Origin of the sequence: Marinobacter koreensis, assembly GCF_023156285.1 — a bacterium.
GTDB lineage: Bacteria > Pseudomonadota > Gammaproteobacteria > Pseudomonadales > Oleiphilaceae > Marinobacter > Marinobacter koreensis.
In genome coordinates this window covers 506,614-523,407 of record NZ_JAKZAJ010000001.1, presented here as the reverse complement: position 1 = coordinate 523,407, position 16,794 = coordinate 506,614, and the positions used below count along the sequence as shown (strand labels likewise).

Below are 16,794 nucleotides of genomic sequence, written 5' to 3'. Positions count from 1 at the left end.
CACAGGGTAACTTTGGCAATGGCAGGAATGGACGAGCAATACAATCCCCGTGACGTAGAACGGAACGCCCGAGAATTCTGGGAAAAGAACGACACATTCAAAGTGAAGGAAGAGCCCGGCAAGCCCAAATACTACTGCCTGTCCATGTTCCCCTACCCCAGCGGCAAACTGCATATGGGGCACGTCCGCAACTACACCATTGGTGACGTCATCTCCCGCTACCAGCGCATGCAGGGCAAGAACGTCATGCAGCCCATGGGCTGGGATGCCTTCGGCCTGCCCGCCGAAAATGCCGCCATCGCCAACAAGACAGCGCCCGCCAAGTGGACCCGTTCGAACATCGACTACATGAAGAGCCAGCTCAAGCAGCTGGGATTCGGTTATGACTGGAGCCGGGAACTGGCCACCTGCGATCCGGATTATTACCGGTGGGAACAGTGGTTCTTCGCACGGCTTTACGAGAAAGGCCTGGTATACAAGAAAATGTCCACCGTGAACTGGGATCCGGTGGACCAGACCGTTCTGGCCAATGAACAGGTCGTGGACGGCCGCGGCTGGCGCTCCGGTGCCCTGGTGGAACAGAAGAAGATTCCCCAGTGGTTCATTCGCATCACCGACTATGCCGAGGAGCTGCTGAACGATCTCGACGAGCTGGAAGACTGGCCCGAGCAGGTCAAGACCATGCAGCGCAACTGGATCGGCAAATCCGTTGGCACCGAACTGACGTTCCCCCTGAAAGACCGGGACAGCGGACTGACCGTTTACACCACCCGCCCCGACACACTCATGGGCGTGAGTTACATGGCCGTGGCGGCTGAGCATCCCCTGGCCAAGGAAGCGGCGGAACGCCATCGCGACGTTGCCGAGTTCGTCGATGAGTGCCGCAATAGCAAGGTTGCCGAGGCCGAACTGGCCACCATGGAAAAGAAGGGTATCGATACCGGATTCAAGGCGATTCACCCCCTCACCCAGGAAGAAATTCCGGTCTGGATCGCCAATTTTGTGCTGACCGACTATGGTACCGGCGCACTGATGGCCGTTCCCGGACATGACGAACGGGACCACGAATTTGCCCTGAAATATCGCCTGCCGATCAAGCAGGTTATCGCGCCGAATGACAGCCGCGACATCGATGTTCAGGAGAAGGCGTTTACCGAGAAGGGCGTCCTGGTTTCCTCGGGTAAATACAGCGGACTGACCAGCGAGGAAGCCTTCGACGAAATCGCTGCCTACCTGGAAGCGAACGGCATTGGCAAACGCACCGTCAACTATCGGTTGCGCGATTGGGGGGTTTCCCGTCAACGGTATTGGGGCGCCCCGATTCCGATGATGACGCTGGAAGACGGTACCGAAATGCCGGTGCCGGATGACAAACTGCCGGTGCGTCTGCCGGAAGACGTCGAAATGGACGGCGTCCAGTCTCCGATCAAAGCCGATCCCGAATGGTGCAAAACCGAATACAACGGCCAGTCGGCAACCCTGGAGACCGATACCTTCGACACCTTCATGGAGTCTTCCTGGTATTACGCGCGTTTCTGCAGCCCCAACTACGATAAAGGCATGCTGGACCCGGCTGCGGCCAACTACTGGCTGCCGGTGGATCAGTACATCGGCGGCATCGAGCACGCCATCCTGCACCTGCTCTACGCCCGCTTCTTCCATAAGCTGCTTCGGGATGTGGGGCTGGTGACCAGCTCCGAGCCGTTCAACCGTCTGCTCTGCCAGGGCATGGTGCTGGCTGAAACCTACTATCGCAACGATGCCAATGGCGGCAAGACCTGGTTCAACCCTGCCGATGTCACCACTGAGAAGGACAGCAAGGGCCAGGTGACCCGCGCCGTATTGAAGTCCGACGGCGAGCCGGTGGAGATCGGCGGCGTGACGAAAATGTCCAAGTCCAAAAACAACGGCATCGATCCTCAGGCGATCATTGATGAATACGGGGCCGATACCGTGCGCCTGTTCATGATGTTCGCCGCTCCACCGGAGCAGTCCCTGGAGTGGTCTGACAGCGGTGTAGAAGGGGCACACCGGTTCCTCAAACGCCTGTGGCGCATGGTTCATGAGCATGCTGCCAGCGGGCCGGCGCCAACCCTCGACGCAGCCGCACTGACGGATCCGCAGAAGGACCTTCGGCGCAAGACGCACGAAACCATAGCTAAGGTCAGCGACGACATCAGCCGGCGACTGACCTTCAACACCGCTATCGCAGCGGTGATGGAGCTGCTCAACGACGTCGGCAAGCTTGCAGGAGATGAGCCTCAGAGCCGCGCGGTACGCCAGGAGGCCCTGAATATCGCAGTTCTGGTGCTCTCACCGATAGCGCCCCACATCTGCCACCAGCTTTGGCAGAGCCTCGGACACGAGACACCGGTGGTCGAAGCCTCCTGGCCTGAGGCGGATGCGAAAGCCATGGTTCGCAGTCAGATCCAGGTGGTACTTCAGGTCAATGGCAAGGTTCGGGCGAAAGAGGACGTGCCAGCTGACATTGCCAAAGATGATCTCGAGAAACTGGCGCTGGAGAACGAGAACGTGATGCGCTTTACGGAAGGGAAAACCGTCCGCAAGGTTATCGTGGTCCCCGGGAAACTTGTGAACGTGGTGGCCAATTGACATGTCACAGCCCCCTGCCCTGAAGATCCGCACCGGTCGGCTGATATTCGCGTTGGCTCTCGTCAGCATTGTCAGTGGCTGTGGTTTTCAGTTGCGGGGGACATCACCGGTGCCCGAGGCGGTCCAGCCTCTGATGGTGAAATGCAGCTCGCAGATTCCCGACAGCCTGTGCCTGTCGCTGAAACGGCAACTGGAACTGGGTGGTGTAAAAGTCGCGGGTAAAGGTGACGAGGCCTACACGCTCAACCTGGGTGATTTCGGCCAGGACCGAAGGGCCTCTGCGATCACCGTAAGGGCAGGAGCCGCCGAATACATGCTCACGCAAACGGTGCACATCGACCTGATCAGCCCGGACCATGTTCCTCTGATCGCCGATACGGCACTGAGCGTTCGCGAGAGCTACCGGTACGATGAAACCAACGTACTGGCAAAACAGCGTGAGCAGGATGAGCTGGAGCAACGCCTGTATGACCGCCTGGCCCAGCAGATCCTGTTCCGCCTGGCACCGCTGACGCCATCCCGGATCGACTCACTCCGGGAGGAATACCAGTCTGCGCAAACACCGGAAACAGAAAACGCCGGGCCACAATGAAGACTCAGCCCGCCCAGCTTCCACAGCTGCTCAAGAAAGGCCTGGCACCGGTTTACCTGGTTTCGGGAGACGAGCCTCTGCTGGTTCAGGAATGCTGCGACCAGATTCGCCAGGCTGCCCGACAGGCCGGCTTTGAAGACCGCCTGACCTTTCATGCGGATCAGCATCTCGATTGGAGCAAAGTCTCCGACGAATGCAACGCAATGTCCCTGTTTGCCGAAAAACGGCGGATTGAAATACACCTGCCAACCGGAAAGCTCGGGGATGGCCGGAATGTGATGGAAAGAGTGCTTCAGCAGCCTCCGGAAGACATCGTTTTGCTGTTGATCAGCACCCGTCTCGACTCGGCGGAAACCAAACGGAAATGGTATCGGGAGCTTCAGGGCAAAGGCGTTCACGTTCCAGTCTGGCCAATCGACGCCGATAAGTTTCAGGGCTGGCTTCAGCAGCGGGCCAATCGTCATGGCCTGAGCCTGACGCGTGGCGCTCTGTCGATGCTGGCCGAGCGCCTGGAGGGCAATCTGTTGGCCGCCAGTCAGGAACTTGATCGACTATCATTGCTGACCAACGGCAATACTGTAGACGAAGAAACCATAGAACAAGCTGTTCAGGACAGCTCACGTTTCAACGGTTTCGAACTGGTTCAGGAACTGTTGGCCGGGCGGGCGCAACACGCCGGCAAGATCATCGGCGTCCTTCAGCAGGAAGGCGAAAACCCGCTTGGTCTGTTGGCCGTACTGCACCGCGACCTCAGCATTCTGGCCGAACTGCAGTCCACACCGGCCGCCCGCGAGAATCCGTCAGCCTTTCTCAAAAAGCGCGGCGTATTCCAGCCCCAGAGAGCGCGTATTCTTGAGCGCGCTGGCCGCCGGGTAACATCCCCCCAGCTATTGGAAGCCCTTCGCCTGTGCAGCCAGATAGATCGCGCCGCCAAAGGGTTTGACGAGCTTTCCCCGTGGCAGCATCTGCGAGATCTGTCGGTATTGTTGGCTGCAAAAGCCTGACCTGCGTCAATCGTCGGGAAAACACTCCGCTTTCAGCTCTTGACAGTTTTTCACATTCCGGCGCATTGTAGCCTCACCGATTGTTCAAGGAGGTGCAACAGATGAGTCTTCAAGATGATTTGAAAAAGCTGTCCGACAAGATCAAGCAGTACCGGGATGAGGCCCGGGTTCAGCTTCACCTGGCGCGGGAAGACGTCAAGGACGAGTGGGACGATCTTGAGCAGGATTGGGAGCGATTCCGCAACAAGATCGATCAGGTGTTGCACGACGCGGAAGGCGCTTCCAGGGAAGCCCGTGAAACCGCCGAAAAATTGGGCGAAGACCTGAAAACCGGTTATCAGAACATCCGCAACAAACTCAAGTAATGTGTTAACGGGTTAACATAACGCCACAGTTTTACAACACAAAGGCTCTGCCGAACGGAGCCTTTGTGCCATACTTCTCATTACTGGTGAACGAAGCGTCATATTTTTGACCCAAAGAACCTCGAAGCCGTACCGATACGGCCCGATGGGACAGTGCGCTTCAGAACACTGAGAGGTATAAATGGCGTATGAAAAAGCTGCTGATTTCCGTCTCCTCCCTCGCGCTGCTGGTCTCGGCCTCGCTTGTTATTGGCCAGAACACCCGGTTCAGCGATCCCAATGCCGTCATCAAGGATCAATTCTGGGGCAACCTTTACGCTGAAGGTGGCCACTCCTTTTTCTGCGACACCCCGTTCACGTCCAAGGGCTTCACCCTGACCGACGGCTATGTGTATCCACTGGCAGACATCCGAAGCGCCCTGAATTGCGGCACCTCACGGCAATGCGAACAGGATAACCGGTATCGCCAGATCGCTTCGGACCTGCACAATATGGTACCGGTTCGGAGCCGTATCGAGATGCAGAGACGTAACATCCGATACGATGACGTGGGTAATGTTGCCCAGCCGGACGATTGCGGCATACGCGCAAGCGCCCAGTTCTTTGAACCTCCGAAGAGGGTCAAGGGTGATGTCGCCCGAACCGTCGCCTATATGGTCGACACCTACGGGCTGCCCTGGCTCGGCGCACCGCCCGTTTTCAAGGACTGGAACCGTATTGACCCACCGGACGATACCGAACTCACCCGTCATCGCCGGATTGCCGAAATACAGGGTAATGAAAACCCCTTTGTCACCGATCCCGACCGCATGAACCAGCTCTGACCAGCTGCCTCTGGGTCACCACGCCCCACGGTTTCACGCATAAAAAAAGGCAGGTCGTATCAACCTGCCTTTTCATCGCATAAATGACCTCAGAACTCGTCTGCGGTCAACGCCATCATGGCGTCGCCGCCACTGCGAATCCCTTCGGCCAGGGAAACCGTCTTGGGCAACAGGCGGTCAAAGTAAAAGCGGGCTGTTTTCACCTTGCCCGAGTAGAAGCCCGAGCTGTCACTCTCCGCCTTGGGTGCGGCCGCCTTCACCATTCGAGCCCACATGTAGCCCAAAGCTGTCAGGCCAAAGAGATCCAGATAATCCACCGATGCCGCACCGATTGCGTCCGGCGACGCGGCCGCCTGCTTCAGCACATGCTCAGTGACATCATCCAGGCGCTCCACGGCAGCGGCGAGCGGCTCCAGGAAAGGCTTGAGATGCTCATCGGCACTGTTTTCCTCCAGGAAGTTGGCAACATCCTGTGCAAACAGTTCGTACAACTTGCCCTGACTGCCGACCACTTTACGACCCATCAAATCGAGCGCCTGGATGCCATTGGTTCCCTCGTAGATCTGGGTGATCCGGCAATCACGTACCAGTTGCTCCTGACCCCATTCCCGAATGAACCCGTGACCGCCAAAGACCTGCTGACCGAGGATGCATGCCTCAAGGCCACGATCGGTCAGGAACGCCTTCGCAACGGGCGTCAGTAACGCAACCATGCCTTCGGCGTGCTTGCGACGCTCGTCGTCATCCGCGTACTTGGAGATGTCCAGCCACTGCGCCACGTAGGTGGAGAACGCACGTCCACCTTCAACATAGCCTTTCATGGTCAGCAGCATCCGACGTACATCCGGATGCACGATGATCGGATCTGCCGCTTTCTCCGGCTGCTGGGCACCGGTGGGCGCGCGACTCTGAATGCGGTCCAGCGCATATTCGCGGGCACTCTGCAGGGAGGCTTCCGCGGCACCAATACCCTGGATACCGACCCCCAGACGCTCGTAGTTCATCATGGTGAACATGGCTGCCAGGCCTTTATTCTCCTCGCCAACGAGCCAGCCTTTGGCGCCGTCAAAGTTCATGACGCAGGTGGCAGAGCCCTTGATTCCCATCTTCTTCTCGATTGAGCCACAGCTGAAGCTATTGCGCTCACCCAGGGAGCCGTCGTCGTTCACCAGGAACTTGGGCACCAGGAACAGGGAAATGCCCTTGGGCCCTTTGGGGGCGTCCGGCAGCTTGGCCAGCACCAGGTGGATAATATTCTCCGCCATATCGTGCTCGCCCCAGGTAATAAAGATCTTGGTGCCGGTCACGTTGAAGGAGCCATCATCATTGGGCTCGGCCTTGCTGCGGATAATACCCAGATCCGTACCGGCATGGGGCTCGGTGAGATCCATGGCACCGGACCACACGCCGGAATACATATTGGGGAGATACTTTTCTTTCAGCTCCTGACTGCCGTGAGCGTCCAGGGCGAGACAGGCACCGGCGGTCAACATGGGCGCAAGACCAAAGGCCATGTTGGCACCCTGCATCATTTCCTCGAATTGCGCTACGAGGGTCTTCGGCATCCCCATGCCGCCGAACTCGGGATTACCGCCCAGTCCGTTCCAACCACCCTCAACGATGGTCTGATAGGCTTCCTTGAAACCCTCCGGAGCAGTCACCTCACCGTCATTCCATTTGCTGCCCTGCTCGTCACCCTCGCGATTGAGCGGCGCCAACACACCACTGGTGATCTTGCCCGCTTCTTCGAGGATCGCATCGGCGGTCTCCGGGTCCACGTTTTCCGCTACCTTCGGCAGCGATGCCCACAACGACGGTGCATCGAACACTTCGTTCAGAACAAATCGGATGTCACGTAACGGTGCCTGATAATCAGCCATGTAAAACTCTCCAAAAATCCCAGTCAGTCTTTGCAGGTGTACCCTGACCCGGCGTTGGTACGGGGCCACCTGTTCGGCTATGTGTCCGCTGAATATTGTTCTTTGTGAGGCCGGTAGTTTACCTCAAAAGTCCGTCCGGACTCATGAAAAAAGCCCGGCTCTGCGAGCACGGGCTTTTTCTTACATCCGTTTCAGGACAGTGCCCGCACCTCAGAGGGCGAAGGCTTCTTCCGGCATGTCCAGAAGCGTATCCGCACCCGCCAGCATAGTCTCGGCGTGGGCCTTGGACCGCGGCAGCATACGCTTGAAGTAGAAGCGTGCTGTCTGGATCTTGGCGTTGTAGAACATTTCTTCAGTGGTACCTTCGACCATCTTGTCGAGGGCAACTTTGGCCATACGCGCCCACAGGTAGGCAAATACGGCGTAACCGGAGTACATCAGGTAATCCACAGACGCCGCGCCAACTTCTTCGCGGTTCTTCATGGCAGCCATACCAACCTTGGTGGTCAGCTCGCCCCACTCCTTGTTGATCGCCGCCAGCGGCTCGATGAATTCCTTCAACTGTTCGTTATCCGCATTTTCTTTGCAGAACACATGTACCAGCTTGGTGAAGCCCTTGAGGGATTCGCCCTGGGTCATCAGCACCTTGCGGCCCAACAGGTCCAGCGCCTGAATACCGGTGGTACCTTCGTAGATCATGCCGATACGCGCATCACGCACGTTCTGCTCCATGCCCCACTCGGAGATGAAACCGTGGCCGCCGAACACCTGCATACCCAGGTTGGCAGACTCGTAACCGATCTCGGTCAGGAAGGCCTTGGCAATCGGTGTCAGGAAGCCGAGCAGGCCATCCGCTGCCTTGCGCTCTTCCTCGGTTTTGCCACTGTGAACCACGTCCACTTGCTGGCCGGCAAGATAGATCAGGGCACGTGCGCCTTCGGCGACCGCTTTCTGGGTCAGCAGCATACGACGAACGTCCGGATGCACAATGATCGGATCGGCAATGCCTTCCGGATTCTTCGGTCCACTCAGGGAGCGCATGGCAAGACGATCTTTGGAATAGGTCAGTGAGCCCTGGAAACCAAGCTCAGCGGCACCCAACCCCTGAATCGCGGTTCCGATACGCGCCGTGTTCATGAAGGTGAACATGCAGTTCAGGCCCTTGTTCTCGGGACCAATCAGCCAGCCCTTGGCGCCGTCGAAGTTCATGACACAGGTAGCGTTACCATGGATGCCCATCTTGTGCTCCAGGGAGCCACAGGAAACGGCGTTACGCTCACCTGCAGAACCGTCTTCGTTCGGCAGCTGCTTGGGCACGATGAACAGGGAAATACCCTTGGTGCCTTCCGGAGCACCCGGGAGACGCGCCAGGACGATATGAACGATATTCTCGGCCATGTCGTGCTCACCGGCGGAGATGAAGATCTTGGTACCGGTGATGCTGTAGGTGCCGTCGGCATTCGGCTCGGCCTTGGTGCGCAAGGTACCCAGATCGGACCCACAATGCGGCTCGGTCAGACACATGGTGCCGGTCCACTCACCGCTGATCAGCTTGGTCAGGTAGGTCTGCTTCTGTTCTTCGGTACCATGCGCCTCGATCGTATTGGTCGCACCGTGACTCAGACCGGGGTACATGCCCCAGGACCAGTTTGCCGTTCCAACCATCTCGCTGATGACCAGGCCGATGGAATGCGGAAGTCCCTGACCGCCGTAGTTGGGATCGGCGGTCATGGACGGCCAGCCACCCTCTACATACTGCTGATAGGCTTCCTTGAAACCGGTCGGTGTCTTCACCCCGTCCTCGCTCCAGGTACAGCCTTCTTTGTCACCCACCTGATTCAGCGGAGACAGCACCTGCTCACAGAACTTTGCACCTTCCTGGATAATGGCGTCCACCATATCCGGAGTCGCGTCTTCCGCGCCTTCCAGGCTGGCGTAATGCTGCTCGCTGTTCAGCAGCTCGTTCATGACAAATTTGATATCACGCAGGGGCGCTTTGTATTCAGGCATGGAATCCACCTCAGTTTTCGGTCTCAGCTGACAACAGGTTTACAGCCTCAGGCCTTGGTTTGCTCAGACACCACAACGACCCGCGCCGTGGCGTTAATTAAACACTTGTTTGAAACATACGTTTAGAGGCAATGAATTGTCAATAGCCGAAATGAAAATTTGTGTCGTATGGCCATGCGGAAACCAGGCTCTGACGGCAGGGCCAGGCGCTGATAGAGGAACGATCTGTAGGTTGGAAGATGCAGGTCAGGCGTAGAGAGAGGGTGGCAACAAGGACGCCCCGGATCCGTTCGGGTTCTCACCCAGTCCGGCCACGTCCTGATACACATTTCTGGCTCGGCGCGAGGATTCCGAACCAGACTCGGCGCCCGGAGCTGACGACGTCTCCGGCGCAGAGTCGGGCTCGCCCTTCCCTGGTTCGGCTTTGCCCGAACCCTGCGTTGCAAGCTCTGATTGAGCCTCCAGCATGGTTTGCATCGCCTGGGCTGCAACGGCTCGATCCTGACCGGATGGCTGTGCAGGCGCGAGGGCCGCGGCGCGGACGATCCGCATTTTCTCCAGTGTCGCCTGGGGATTTCCCTCTACCGGGGACACATCGACCGGCACTTCGCCACCTATAGCGTACTGGGCACCATCCGGCCCTCTCTGATAGGTGAACGACATCGAACCGGCATACTGGCCCCCAACAGACTGGTGAGCTGCCTCATGCGCCCGAACCTCGCGGTCCCGTGACTTCAATCTGGACAGCAGCTTGAGTTCGGATTGGTCCAGACCGGACGCCTGCGCCCCCTCGACTGAGCGCACGCACTCCCTGCCACCTTTCTCTTCAGTACCAGGAAACGATTGGGAGCCCGCCTGGTCAGTACCGGCAGGTTGTTGTGATACGGAAGAATTATCAGATCCGGCGGGCCGCGATGTCGGATAGGTGACACCACCCGCCGGCAGCATTGGGGGAAGGGAGGAAAGTGCGCTCACGACGCCGGTTTCAGGCCATGATGTCCAGCAGCGTTCCCAGCGTCTCGTCGGCCGTTTTAACCACTTGCGCCGAGGCCTCTACGCTCCGCTGGTAGAGCTTCATGTCAATGATGGGTTCGACCAGGCCGCCCGCGCCGTCGGCCGTTCCCTGGGGACCATCCACGCCACCACGGGCAATCTTCCGGGCGGCACTGTCCATACCGATCATCCCGTCCTGAATGCCCTGAACACCGATTCCGAGCGTGTTGTTGATCATCACTGACACTCCAATGACAGATTATTGGCTCTATTTAGCCACAAACCTGTTCAATTTTCAAACAGCGGTGCCACGGTGAGAGACTCCGCCAGAACCGGCGGCGCCGGCTCGTCGAGCCAGGGCAACACGCCCAGACGGGGCGCACCAAGATGATTTGTCAGGTAATCCAGTGTTTCCCGCTCGCAAGCCATCGGTTCCTGTTCGGGGCGGTTCGCAACCCAGCCTGCGATAGCAAGACCATCCGCTCTTATCGCCTCTGCGGTCAACAGTGCATGATTGATACAACCCAGCTTCAGTGCCACCACCAGAATCACCGGCACGCCAAGCTCCCGGGGCACTACCGAATAGGTTTCACGATCGTTCAGAGGCACCCGCCAACCACCGGCCCCCTCAATCAACATAAGATCGGCGGGCTGCATTTGCAGACCACGGCAAAACCCGACAAGACGCTGGGCAGACAGTCCTTTCCCCGCCTGCTGGGCTGCAACATGGGGTGCAATTGCCGGCTGGAGGGCGATAGGATTGATCCGGTCGTACGAGAGCTTTTCGGTGATGGCCTGCTGTAGTATGAGGGCGTCTTCATTCCGCAGACCATCGGGCATCTGGTCGCAGCCGGAGGCGATCGGCTTCATGGCAACGGTACGTTTACCGAGGGCTTTTGCGGCCTCAAGAATGGCCGCAGACACCATGGTCTTGCCAACGCCGGTGTCGGTTCCGGTCACAAAATAGGTTTTCCTGGCCATGCAAGAATGGTCCCTTCGTCAGGAGGATTGCGGTGGATGATAGTGCAGAGGTGATTATACCGACGCGGCTGCCGGAACAGACAGGGTTGGCCGGCAGTACGACAGCGCGACCAACAGTTTTTCAACGTCCGCCATTGTGTGTGCGGCACTCAGCGTCACCCGTAATCGGGCCTCTCCAGCCGGCACCGTTGGCGGACGTATGGCGGTCACCAGGAAGCCCCGCGCTTCAAGCGCCCGACTGAGCCCAAGCGCAGACTCATTGTCACCCACCATCAACGGCTGGATCGGCGTGTGCGACGCCATCAATTCGAAACCAAGTTCACTGGCGCCGGCACGAAAACGGGCAATCAACTCATCCAGGTGTGACCGCAGGTGGTCGCCCTGCTCAATCACATCGAGACTGTTGATCGTTGCCCTGGCCACTGCCGGCGGCATGGCCGTCGTGTAGATATAGGTTCGGGCCTTCTGGACCAGATAGTCCATGAGCAGTTCCGAACCGGCCACAAATGCGCCACTGGTACCGACAGCCTTACCCAGGGTACCGATCAGAACCGGCACATCCTGCTCCGTGAGCCCTGCATCGAGAACACTACCCCGCCCCTCCGGACCCAGCACGCCAATACCGTGTGCATCATCGACCACCAACAACGCATCGTTCTCGCGACAAAGACGGGCCAACTCCCGCAACGGTGCGACATCGCCGTCCATGCTGAACACGCCATCGGTAACCACCAGCTTGTGACCCGACGTCTCACGGAGCATGGATTCGAGGGCGTTCACATCACCGTGCGGATAACGCTGAATCCGGGCACGACTGAGAATACAACCGTCGATGATCGACGCATGGTTGAGGCTGTCCGAGAAAATCGTGTCACCACGACCGGCCAACGCCGAAATCACGCCCATATTCGCCATGTAGCCCGTGGAAAAAAACAACGCCGCACTGCGACGGGTAAAGGCTGCCAGACGCTGCTCCAATTCATGATGAGCCTCATGATGGCCACAGATCAGGTGAGATGCCGCGCCGCCCAGACCGGTTTCCGGGAGGGCATTTCGCAAGGCTTCAATGTTGGCAGGATGATTGGCCAGACCAAGGTAATCGTTGCTACAGAAGGACAGCAGCCGGTTACCATCAGCCGTCAGTTCGGGTCGCTGGGGACCAGAAACCAGCCTCCTGGTCCGATACAACCCGGCCTGCTTTCGTTCTTCAATCTCTCGTGCAAAATCACGCATCACTTAAGCCCATATTGGATCGGAAGACGACTACTTGGCCCGGGTTATCGGCAGGGAGGCCCTTCCAGGAATGTGTGAAGCCATGGACGGCTTCACTCAAGCGCACATGGATGTGCTCGTAGCGGTTCCTGGAAGGGCCTCCCTGCCGATAGCATGCTCCAAAGTCGCCCCGCTATCAGGCCGACTCCCGGGTCGCGTCGTAAAACAGGTGGCGGGTTGCCTCATGCTCTACCGCCTCGACAATCGCATCTTCCTCCTGCTCCTCGGTCGCACATTGCTCCCGCTGCTCCGGCCGGATTCCCAGCTTACGGAAGAGCTGCATGTCCGAATCCGCCTCCGGATTGGAGGTGGTCAGCAGTTTCTCTCCATAAAATATGGAGTTGGCTCCCGCCATGAAGCATAGCGCCTGCATCTGCTCGTTCATCTGCTCGCGGCCGGCCGAAAGCCGAACGTGGGAAGCGGGCATCATGATGCGAGCCACTGCAATGATTCGGATAAACTCGAACGGATCCAGATCCTCGACATTCTCCAGGGGTGTCCCCTTCACCTTGACCAGCATATTCACCGGAACACTTTCCGGGTGCTGGGGCAGATTGGCCAGCTGGACCAAAAGCCCAACCCGGTCATCCTCTTCTTCCCCCATGCCCATGATGCCGCCACAGCAGACTTTCATGCCCGCCTTTCGAACGTTGTCCAGTGTGTCCAGACGATCCTGATAGGTCCGGGTGGTAATGATGTGGTTGTAGAACTTCTCGGAGGTATCGAGGTTGTGGTTGTAATAGTCCAGCCCGGCGTCCGCCAGCTCCCTGGCCTGGCTCTCTTCCAGCATCCCCAGGGTCATACAGGTCTCAAGCCCCAGCGACTTGACCTGTCGGATCATATCCAGCACATAAGGCATATCCTTCCGGGCCGGACTCCGCCAGGCGGCGCCCATGCAGAAGCGCGATGCGCCCTTCTCCCGGGCTGCCCGGGCCTCGGCCACCACCTTCTCGATCTCCAGAAGCTTTTCCTTTTCCAGGCCGGTGTTGTAATGACCGCTCTGGGGGCAGTACTTGCAGTCCTCCGGGCAGGCACCGGTCTTGATCGACAACAAGGTGCTCACCTGCACCTCATTAGGGTCGAAATGGGCTCGGTGCACCGTCTGGGCACGGAACAGAAGATCATTGAACGGCAGCTCAAAAAGAGCCCGGGCCTCTTGTAGGGTCCAATCGTGACGCAGTTCAGTAGCGGTCATAGTTCAGTCCTGTTAACCTTTCCCGGTCTCTGGGTTTACGGATAAACAGATGATAAAGGGACTGCCACCGCTGTCAACCTTGATAGGACTAAAGGTTAACAGCAGACCAACAGCCGGGCGTTGCGTCGCCTGCCTGGATACCAATGCATTCAATGGACTGTGCACACCATGCCGGCTTGAACTTCCCGTTAACCGCTTTGGCTGCCGCCGTTGCGGGCTTCCCCTGCCGGAATCAGCGATGCCGCGCTCTTGCGGTGAATGCCTGCTCGACCCACCACCGTTTATCAGGGCCCGGATTCCCTGGCAATACCGGTTTCCGGTCGATGGAATGATCGGTCGTTACAAATACCGGGGAGACCGGAAATTCGGACGCCCGCTCATAGAGGATTTTTCCCGTTTTCTCGAACAGGACCTGAGAGAAGAACCATCCCCGGAAACCCTCGCCCTTGTGCCGGCACCCATGCACCCCGGGCGTCGCCGGCAACGCGGCTTTAACCATGCCGATGACATTGCCGAGGGCCTCGCAAAACACCTGACGCTCCCGATTCATGCCGGACTTATCCGGCGGGCACGGCGGACAACGCCCCAGAGAGCGCTGACACGGGCACAGAGACTGGATAATCTGCGGGATGTGTTCGAGGTCTCCCATGAACCGCCGTCAGACATTGCGATTGTCGATGATGTGGTGACGACCGGCGCAACGGCGAGAGTGATGGCAGCAAACCTCCTGGAAGCCGGTGCGCGGCACGTCGAGATCTGGGCCCTGGCGCGAACGCCCGCCCAGGGCCAGTACGACGGCTAATTCAACAGCTGCCGGACCTCATCGGCCAGAGCCAGGCAAGACGTCAGGCCGGGGGATTCAATGCCGAACAGGTTCACCAGACCCGGAATGCCATGATCGTTCGGGCCGTCGACGCGAAAATCCCGGAAGCCATCGTCCGGCCCTCCCAGTTTCGGCCTTATCCCCGCATAAGCCGGTTGAAGTCGGGATGCATCCAGATCCGGCCACCAACGCCGGATCCCCGCCTCGAACCGATGAACGCGCTGGGGATCCACGAAATAACGTTCCTCCGAAACCCATTCGACATCCGGCCCAAAGCGGGCCTGGCCCGCCAGATCCAGGGTCAGGTGAACACCCAGACCGCCCGGCTCCGGAACGGGATAGATAAGAGTGTCGAAGGGGTGCCGACCCGAATAGGAAAAATAGACACCTCGCGCCAGCCATTGGCGGGGCTGCCAGGCGTTTGGTAAGCCATCCCAGTGGCCGGCCAGTCGGGGTGCTCCCAGACCTGCGGCATTAACGACCCGGTCGGCACGGAGAACGCAGGACGACGCACCTCCAACGGTCAGACGATGACCAGTCGGATCGGACACCCCACTGAGAACCGGCGCATTCAACGCCAGTTGTCCGCCATGGTCCTCGAGGTCCCCAAGCAGCGACAGCATGAGGCCATGAGAATCCACGATGCCCGTTTCCGGCGACCACAGGGCCGCGTCGGCCCGGATACCCGGGAGCCGCCGGGCCAGATTGAGGCCCGCCACCCCGGTCAGCATCACCCCGTTGCACGCCGCTTTTCGCTGAATATCTTCGAGCATAGCGGCCTGTTCCGCCGACGTGGCGACGATCCATTTGCCACATTGGCGGTATCCGACCTGATGCCGCCGGCAATACTCGTAGAGAGCCCGACGACCGGCCATACAAAGGCGCGCCTTCAGGGACCCCTCCGGGTAGTAAATGCCCGCATGGATCACCTCGCTGTTGCGTGAGGATATCCCCGAACCGAAGCGGTCGGCCGCCTCCAGCACAATCACATCCTGCCCGGCCAACGCCAGTGCGCGGCCAACAGCCAGACCAACTACGCCTGCACCGATCACAACCGTCTGTGTTTTCAGTACTTCTCCCATTGGGTTATCCGATACTCCTGCGCGCCTGTTCGACAACTTACCCTGTTGATCCCGATCCTGGAACCGTCAACATTCCTCATCCGCGAGCATTACGGGCCACCCCCTGAACAGGTATAATCGGCCAAATTTTCCGCGGTTTGCAGTCACTATGCCCGATGTTTCCAGCCATCCCTACGACCAACTGACGCCGGACCTGATTCTTGACGCCGTCGAGGCCGCCGGGGTCGCCGTCAATGGCCGGCTGTTCGCACTGAACAGTTATGAGAACCGGGTGTACCAGATTGGTGTTGAGGACGCACCCTCTGTCATAGCCAAGTTCTACCGGCCCGGCCGATGGTCCGAAGCGGCAATCCGGGAGGAGCATGCGTTCAGTCTTGAACTGCAGGAAGCGGGCATTCCGGTCGTTGCGCCGGTGCCCCTGGCCAATGGGGACACGCTGGGATCGGAGGGAGGATTTCTCTTTGCGATCTTCCCGCAGCGAGGCGGACAGGCACCGGACACCAGCGTAACGGACACGCTTTACCGACTGGGCCAGTGGCTCGGGCAACTTCACAACATCGGCGCTCGACACACTTTTGAGCACCGGCCGTCTTTTTCCCTGCTTCAGGGACTGGCTGCCAATAACCAACTGCTGATCGAGGGTGACTGGGTACCCCGGGATCTTCGCCCGGCGTGGGACAGCCTGATTCCTGAGCTCACCAAACTCTGCGCTGCGCGCATTGAAGAGGCCGGCCCCGTCGACACGCTTCGTCTGCATGGCGATTGCCATGCCGGAAACATCCTGTGCCGGGAGGAACAGATGCTGTTCGTTGATCTTGACGATTGCCGTTCCGGGCCTGCAATCCAGGACATGTGGCTGCTGCTCAACGGGGAAGACAACGAACGGGGCGCCCAACTGGGAGAGCTTCTGGAAGGTTATGAAATGTTCCGCGACTTCAACCGGCGGGAACGCCACCTTATTGAGCCGTTCCGCTGCTACCGGCAAATCGCCCACTGCGCCTGGCTGGCGAAACGCTGGGACGACCCGGCCTTTCCCCGGTTCTTTCCGTGGTTTGGCCAGGCCCGGTTCTGGTCCGATCAGATCCTGGCGCTCCGGGAACAGATCGCGGCGCTGCAATCTTCGGCCATCAGCATTCCCGGTCAATACTGATTTCATCCAT

At 58.9% G+C, this 16,794-nt stretch carries 15 protein-coding genes; 7 read left to right on the top strand and 8 right to left on the bottom strand.

All coding sequences use genetic code 11. The features are described 5' to 3' along the window. Positions 1-27 precede the first annotated feature (27 nt). From leuS to MLD04_RS02490, 5 genes are all read left to right on the top strand, one after another. The gene (leuS, locus tag MLD04_RS02510) at positions 28-2,613 is read left to right on the top strand and encodes a leucine--tRNA ligase (RefSeq protein ID WP_248155375.1); all 2,586 of its coding nucleotides are present in this window, start codon (positions 28-30) and stop codon (positions 2,611-2,613) included. Between the two features lies 1 nt (position 2,614). After that, positions 2,615-3,205: an LPS-assembly lipoprotein LptE gene (locus tag MLD04_RS02505; RefSeq protein WP_248154462.1), complete on the top strand. Its 591-nt coding sequence runs from the start codon at positions 2,615-2,617 to the stop codon at positions 3,203-3,205. Further along, entirely contained in the window at positions 3,202-4,209 is a 1,008-nt protein-coding gene (gene holA, locus MLD04_RS02500; protein ID WP_248154460.1) for a DNA polymerase III subunit delta, read from the top strand. The genes MLD04_RS02505 and holA overlap by 4 nt, the downstream gene beginning before the upstream one ends. Before the next feature lie 101 nt (positions 4,210-4,310). Further along, positions 4,311-4,574, top strand: coding sequence for a hypothetical protein (locus tag MLD04_RS02495; protein ID WP_248154458.1), 264 nt, complete (start codon positions 4,311-4,313; stop codon positions 4,572-4,574). A gap of 188 nt (positions 4,575-4,762) precedes the next feature. Further along, positions 4,763-5,398, top strand: coding sequence for an endonuclease (locus MLD04_RS02490; RefSeq protein ID WP_248154456.1), 636 nt, complete (start codon positions 4,763-4,765; stop codon positions 5,396-5,398). 89 nt (positions 5,399-5,487) lie between these two features. On the opposite strand, the gene MLD04_RS02485 is transcribed toward MLD04_RS02490, so the two are convergent. The 7 genes from MLD04_RS02485 to bioB form a co-directional block, all read right to left on the bottom strand. Further along, the gene (locus tag MLD04_RS02485) at positions 5,488-7,278 is read right to left on the bottom strand and encodes an acyl-CoA dehydrogenase C-terminal domain-containing protein (protein WP_248154454.1); all 1,791 of its coding nucleotides are present in this window, start codon (positions 7,276-7,278) and stop codon (positions 5,488-5,490) included. A 210-nt stretch (positions 7,279-7,488) separates the two neighbouring features. Continuing rightward, complete coding sequence (locus tag MLD04_RS02480) at positions 7,489-9,288, bottom strand: acyl-CoA dehydrogenase C-terminal domain-containing protein (RefSeq protein WP_248154452.1); 1,800 nt, start codon at positions 9,286-9,288, stop codon at positions 7,489-7,491. 246 nt (positions 9,289-9,534) lie between these two features. Next, the gene (locus tag MLD04_RS02475) at positions 9,535-10,092 is read right to left on the bottom strand and encodes a putative metalloprotease CJM1_0395 family protein (protein WP_248154450.1); all 558 of its coding nucleotides are present in this window, start codon (positions 10,090-10,092) and stop codon (positions 9,535-9,537) included. A gap of 181 nt (positions 10,093-10,273) precedes the next feature. Beyond that, on the bottom strand, positions 10,274-10,519 hold the full coding sequence (locus MLD04_RS02470) for a flagellar basal body rod C-terminal domain-containing protein (RefSeq protein ID WP_248154449.1): 246 nt from the start codon (positions 10,517-10,519) through the stop codon (positions 10,274-10,276). A 50-nt stretch (positions 10,520-10,569) separates the two neighbouring features. Next, positions 10,570-11,262 carry a dethiobiotin synthase gene (gene bioD / locus MLD04_RS02465; RefSeq protein WP_248154447.1) on the bottom strand — a complete coding sequence of 231 codons (693 nt, stop codon included), beginning with the start codon at positions 11,260-11,262 and terminating at the stop codon, positions 10,570-10,572. 54 nt (positions 11,263-11,316) lie between these two features. Then, positions 11,317-12,495 (bottom strand): 8-amino-7-oxononanoate synthase, encoded by a 1,179-nt coding sequence (bioF, locus tag MLD04_RS02460; protein WP_248154445.1) that lies wholly within the window; start codon positions 12,493-12,495, stop codon positions 11,317-11,319. Between the two features lie 175 nt (positions 12,496-12,670). Further along, on the bottom strand, positions 12,671-13,729 hold the full coding sequence (gene bioB / locus MLD04_RS02455) for a biotin synthase BioB (RefSeq protein WP_248154443.1): 1,059 nt from the start codon (positions 13,727-13,729) through the stop codon (positions 12,671-12,673). Between the two features lie 49 nt (positions 13,730-13,778). Here bioB and MLD04_RS02450 point away from each other — a divergent pair, with 49 nt between their 5' ends. Beyond that, positions 13,779-14,531 carry a ComFC family protein gene (locus MLD04_RS02450; RefSeq protein ID WP_465262281.1) on the top strand — a complete coding sequence of 251 codons (753 nt, stop codon included), beginning with the start codon at positions 13,779-13,781 and terminating at the stop codon, positions 14,529-14,531. On the opposite strand, the gene MLD04_RS02445 is transcribed toward MLD04_RS02450, so the two are convergent. After that, positions 14,528-15,634: an NAD(P)/FAD-dependent oxidoreductase gene (locus MLD04_RS02445; protein ID WP_248154439.1), complete on the bottom strand. Its 1,107-nt coding sequence runs from the start codon at positions 15,632-15,634 to the stop codon at positions 14,528-14,530. The two genes, MLD04_RS02450 and MLD04_RS02445, sit on opposite strands and share 4 nt — an antisense overlap. A 148-nt stretch (positions 15,635-15,782) precedes the next feature. Between MLD04_RS02445 and MLD04_RS02440 the strand changes: the two genes are divergently transcribed. After that, positions 15,783-16,784 carry a serine/threonine protein kinase gene (locus MLD04_RS02440; protein WP_248154437.1) on the top strand — a complete coding sequence of 334 codons (1,002 nt, stop codon included), beginning with the start codon at positions 15,783-15,785 and terminating at the stop codon, positions 16,782-16,784. The last annotated feature ends 10 nt before the right edge of the window (positions 16,785-16,794 follow it).

Excerpts from the sequence above, each read along its gene's own strand:
- leuS (WP_248155375.1), top strand. The coding sequence starts at position 28 with ATGGACGAGCAATACAATCCCCGTGACGTAGAACGGAACGCCCGAGAA.
- MLD04_RS02505 (WP_248154462.1), top strand. The coding sequence starts at position 2,615 with ATGTCACAGCCCCCTGCCCTGAAGATCCGCACCGGTCGGCTGATATTC.
- holA (WP_248154460.1), top strand. The coding sequence starts at position 3,202 with ATGAAGACTCAGCCCGCCCAGCTTCCACAGCTGCTCAAGAAAGGCCTG.
- MLD04_RS02495 (WP_248154458.1), top strand. The coding sequence starts at position 4,311 with ATGAGTCTTCAAGATGATTTGAAAAAGCTGTCCGACAAGATCAAGCAG.
- MLD04_RS02490 (WP_248154456.1), top strand. The coding sequence starts at position 4,763 with ATGAAAAAGCTGCTGATTTCCGTCTCCTCCCTCGCGCTGCTGGTCTCG.
- MLD04_RS02485 (WP_248154454.1), bottom strand. The coding sequence starts at position 7,278 with ATGGCTGATTATCAGGCACCGTTACGTGACATCCGATTTGTTCTGAAC.
- MLD04_RS02480 (WP_248154452.1), bottom strand. The coding sequence starts at position 9,288 with ATGCCTGAATACAAAGCGCCCCTGCGTGATATCAAATTTGTCATGAAC.
- MLD04_RS02470 (WP_248154449.1), bottom strand. The coding sequence starts at position 10,519 with ATGATCAACAACACGCTCGGAATCGGTGTTCAGGGCATTCAGGACGGG.
- bioD (WP_248154447.1), bottom strand. The coding sequence starts at position 11,262 with ATGGCCAGGAAAACCTATTTTGTGACCGGAACCGACACCGGCGTTGGC.
- bioF (WP_248154445.1), bottom strand. The coding sequence starts at position 12,495 with ATGCGTGATTTTGCACGAGAGATTGAAGAACGAAAGCAGGCCGGGTTG.
- bioB (WP_248154443.1), bottom strand. The coding sequence starts at position 13,729 with ATGACCGCTACTGAACTGCGTCACGATTGGACCCTACAAGAGGCCCGG.
- MLD04_RS02450 (WP_465262281.1), top strand. The coding sequence starts at position 13,779 with ATGATAAAGGGACTGCCACCGCTGTCAACCTTGATAGGACTAAAGGTT.
- MLD04_RS02445 (WP_248154439.1), bottom strand. The coding sequence starts at position 15,634 with ATGGGAGAAGTACTGAAAACACAGACGGTTGTGATCGGTGCAGGCGTA.
- MLD04_RS02440 (WP_248154437.1), top strand. The coding sequence starts at position 15,783 with ATGCCCGATGTTTCCAGCCATCCCTACGACCAACTGACGCCGGACCTG.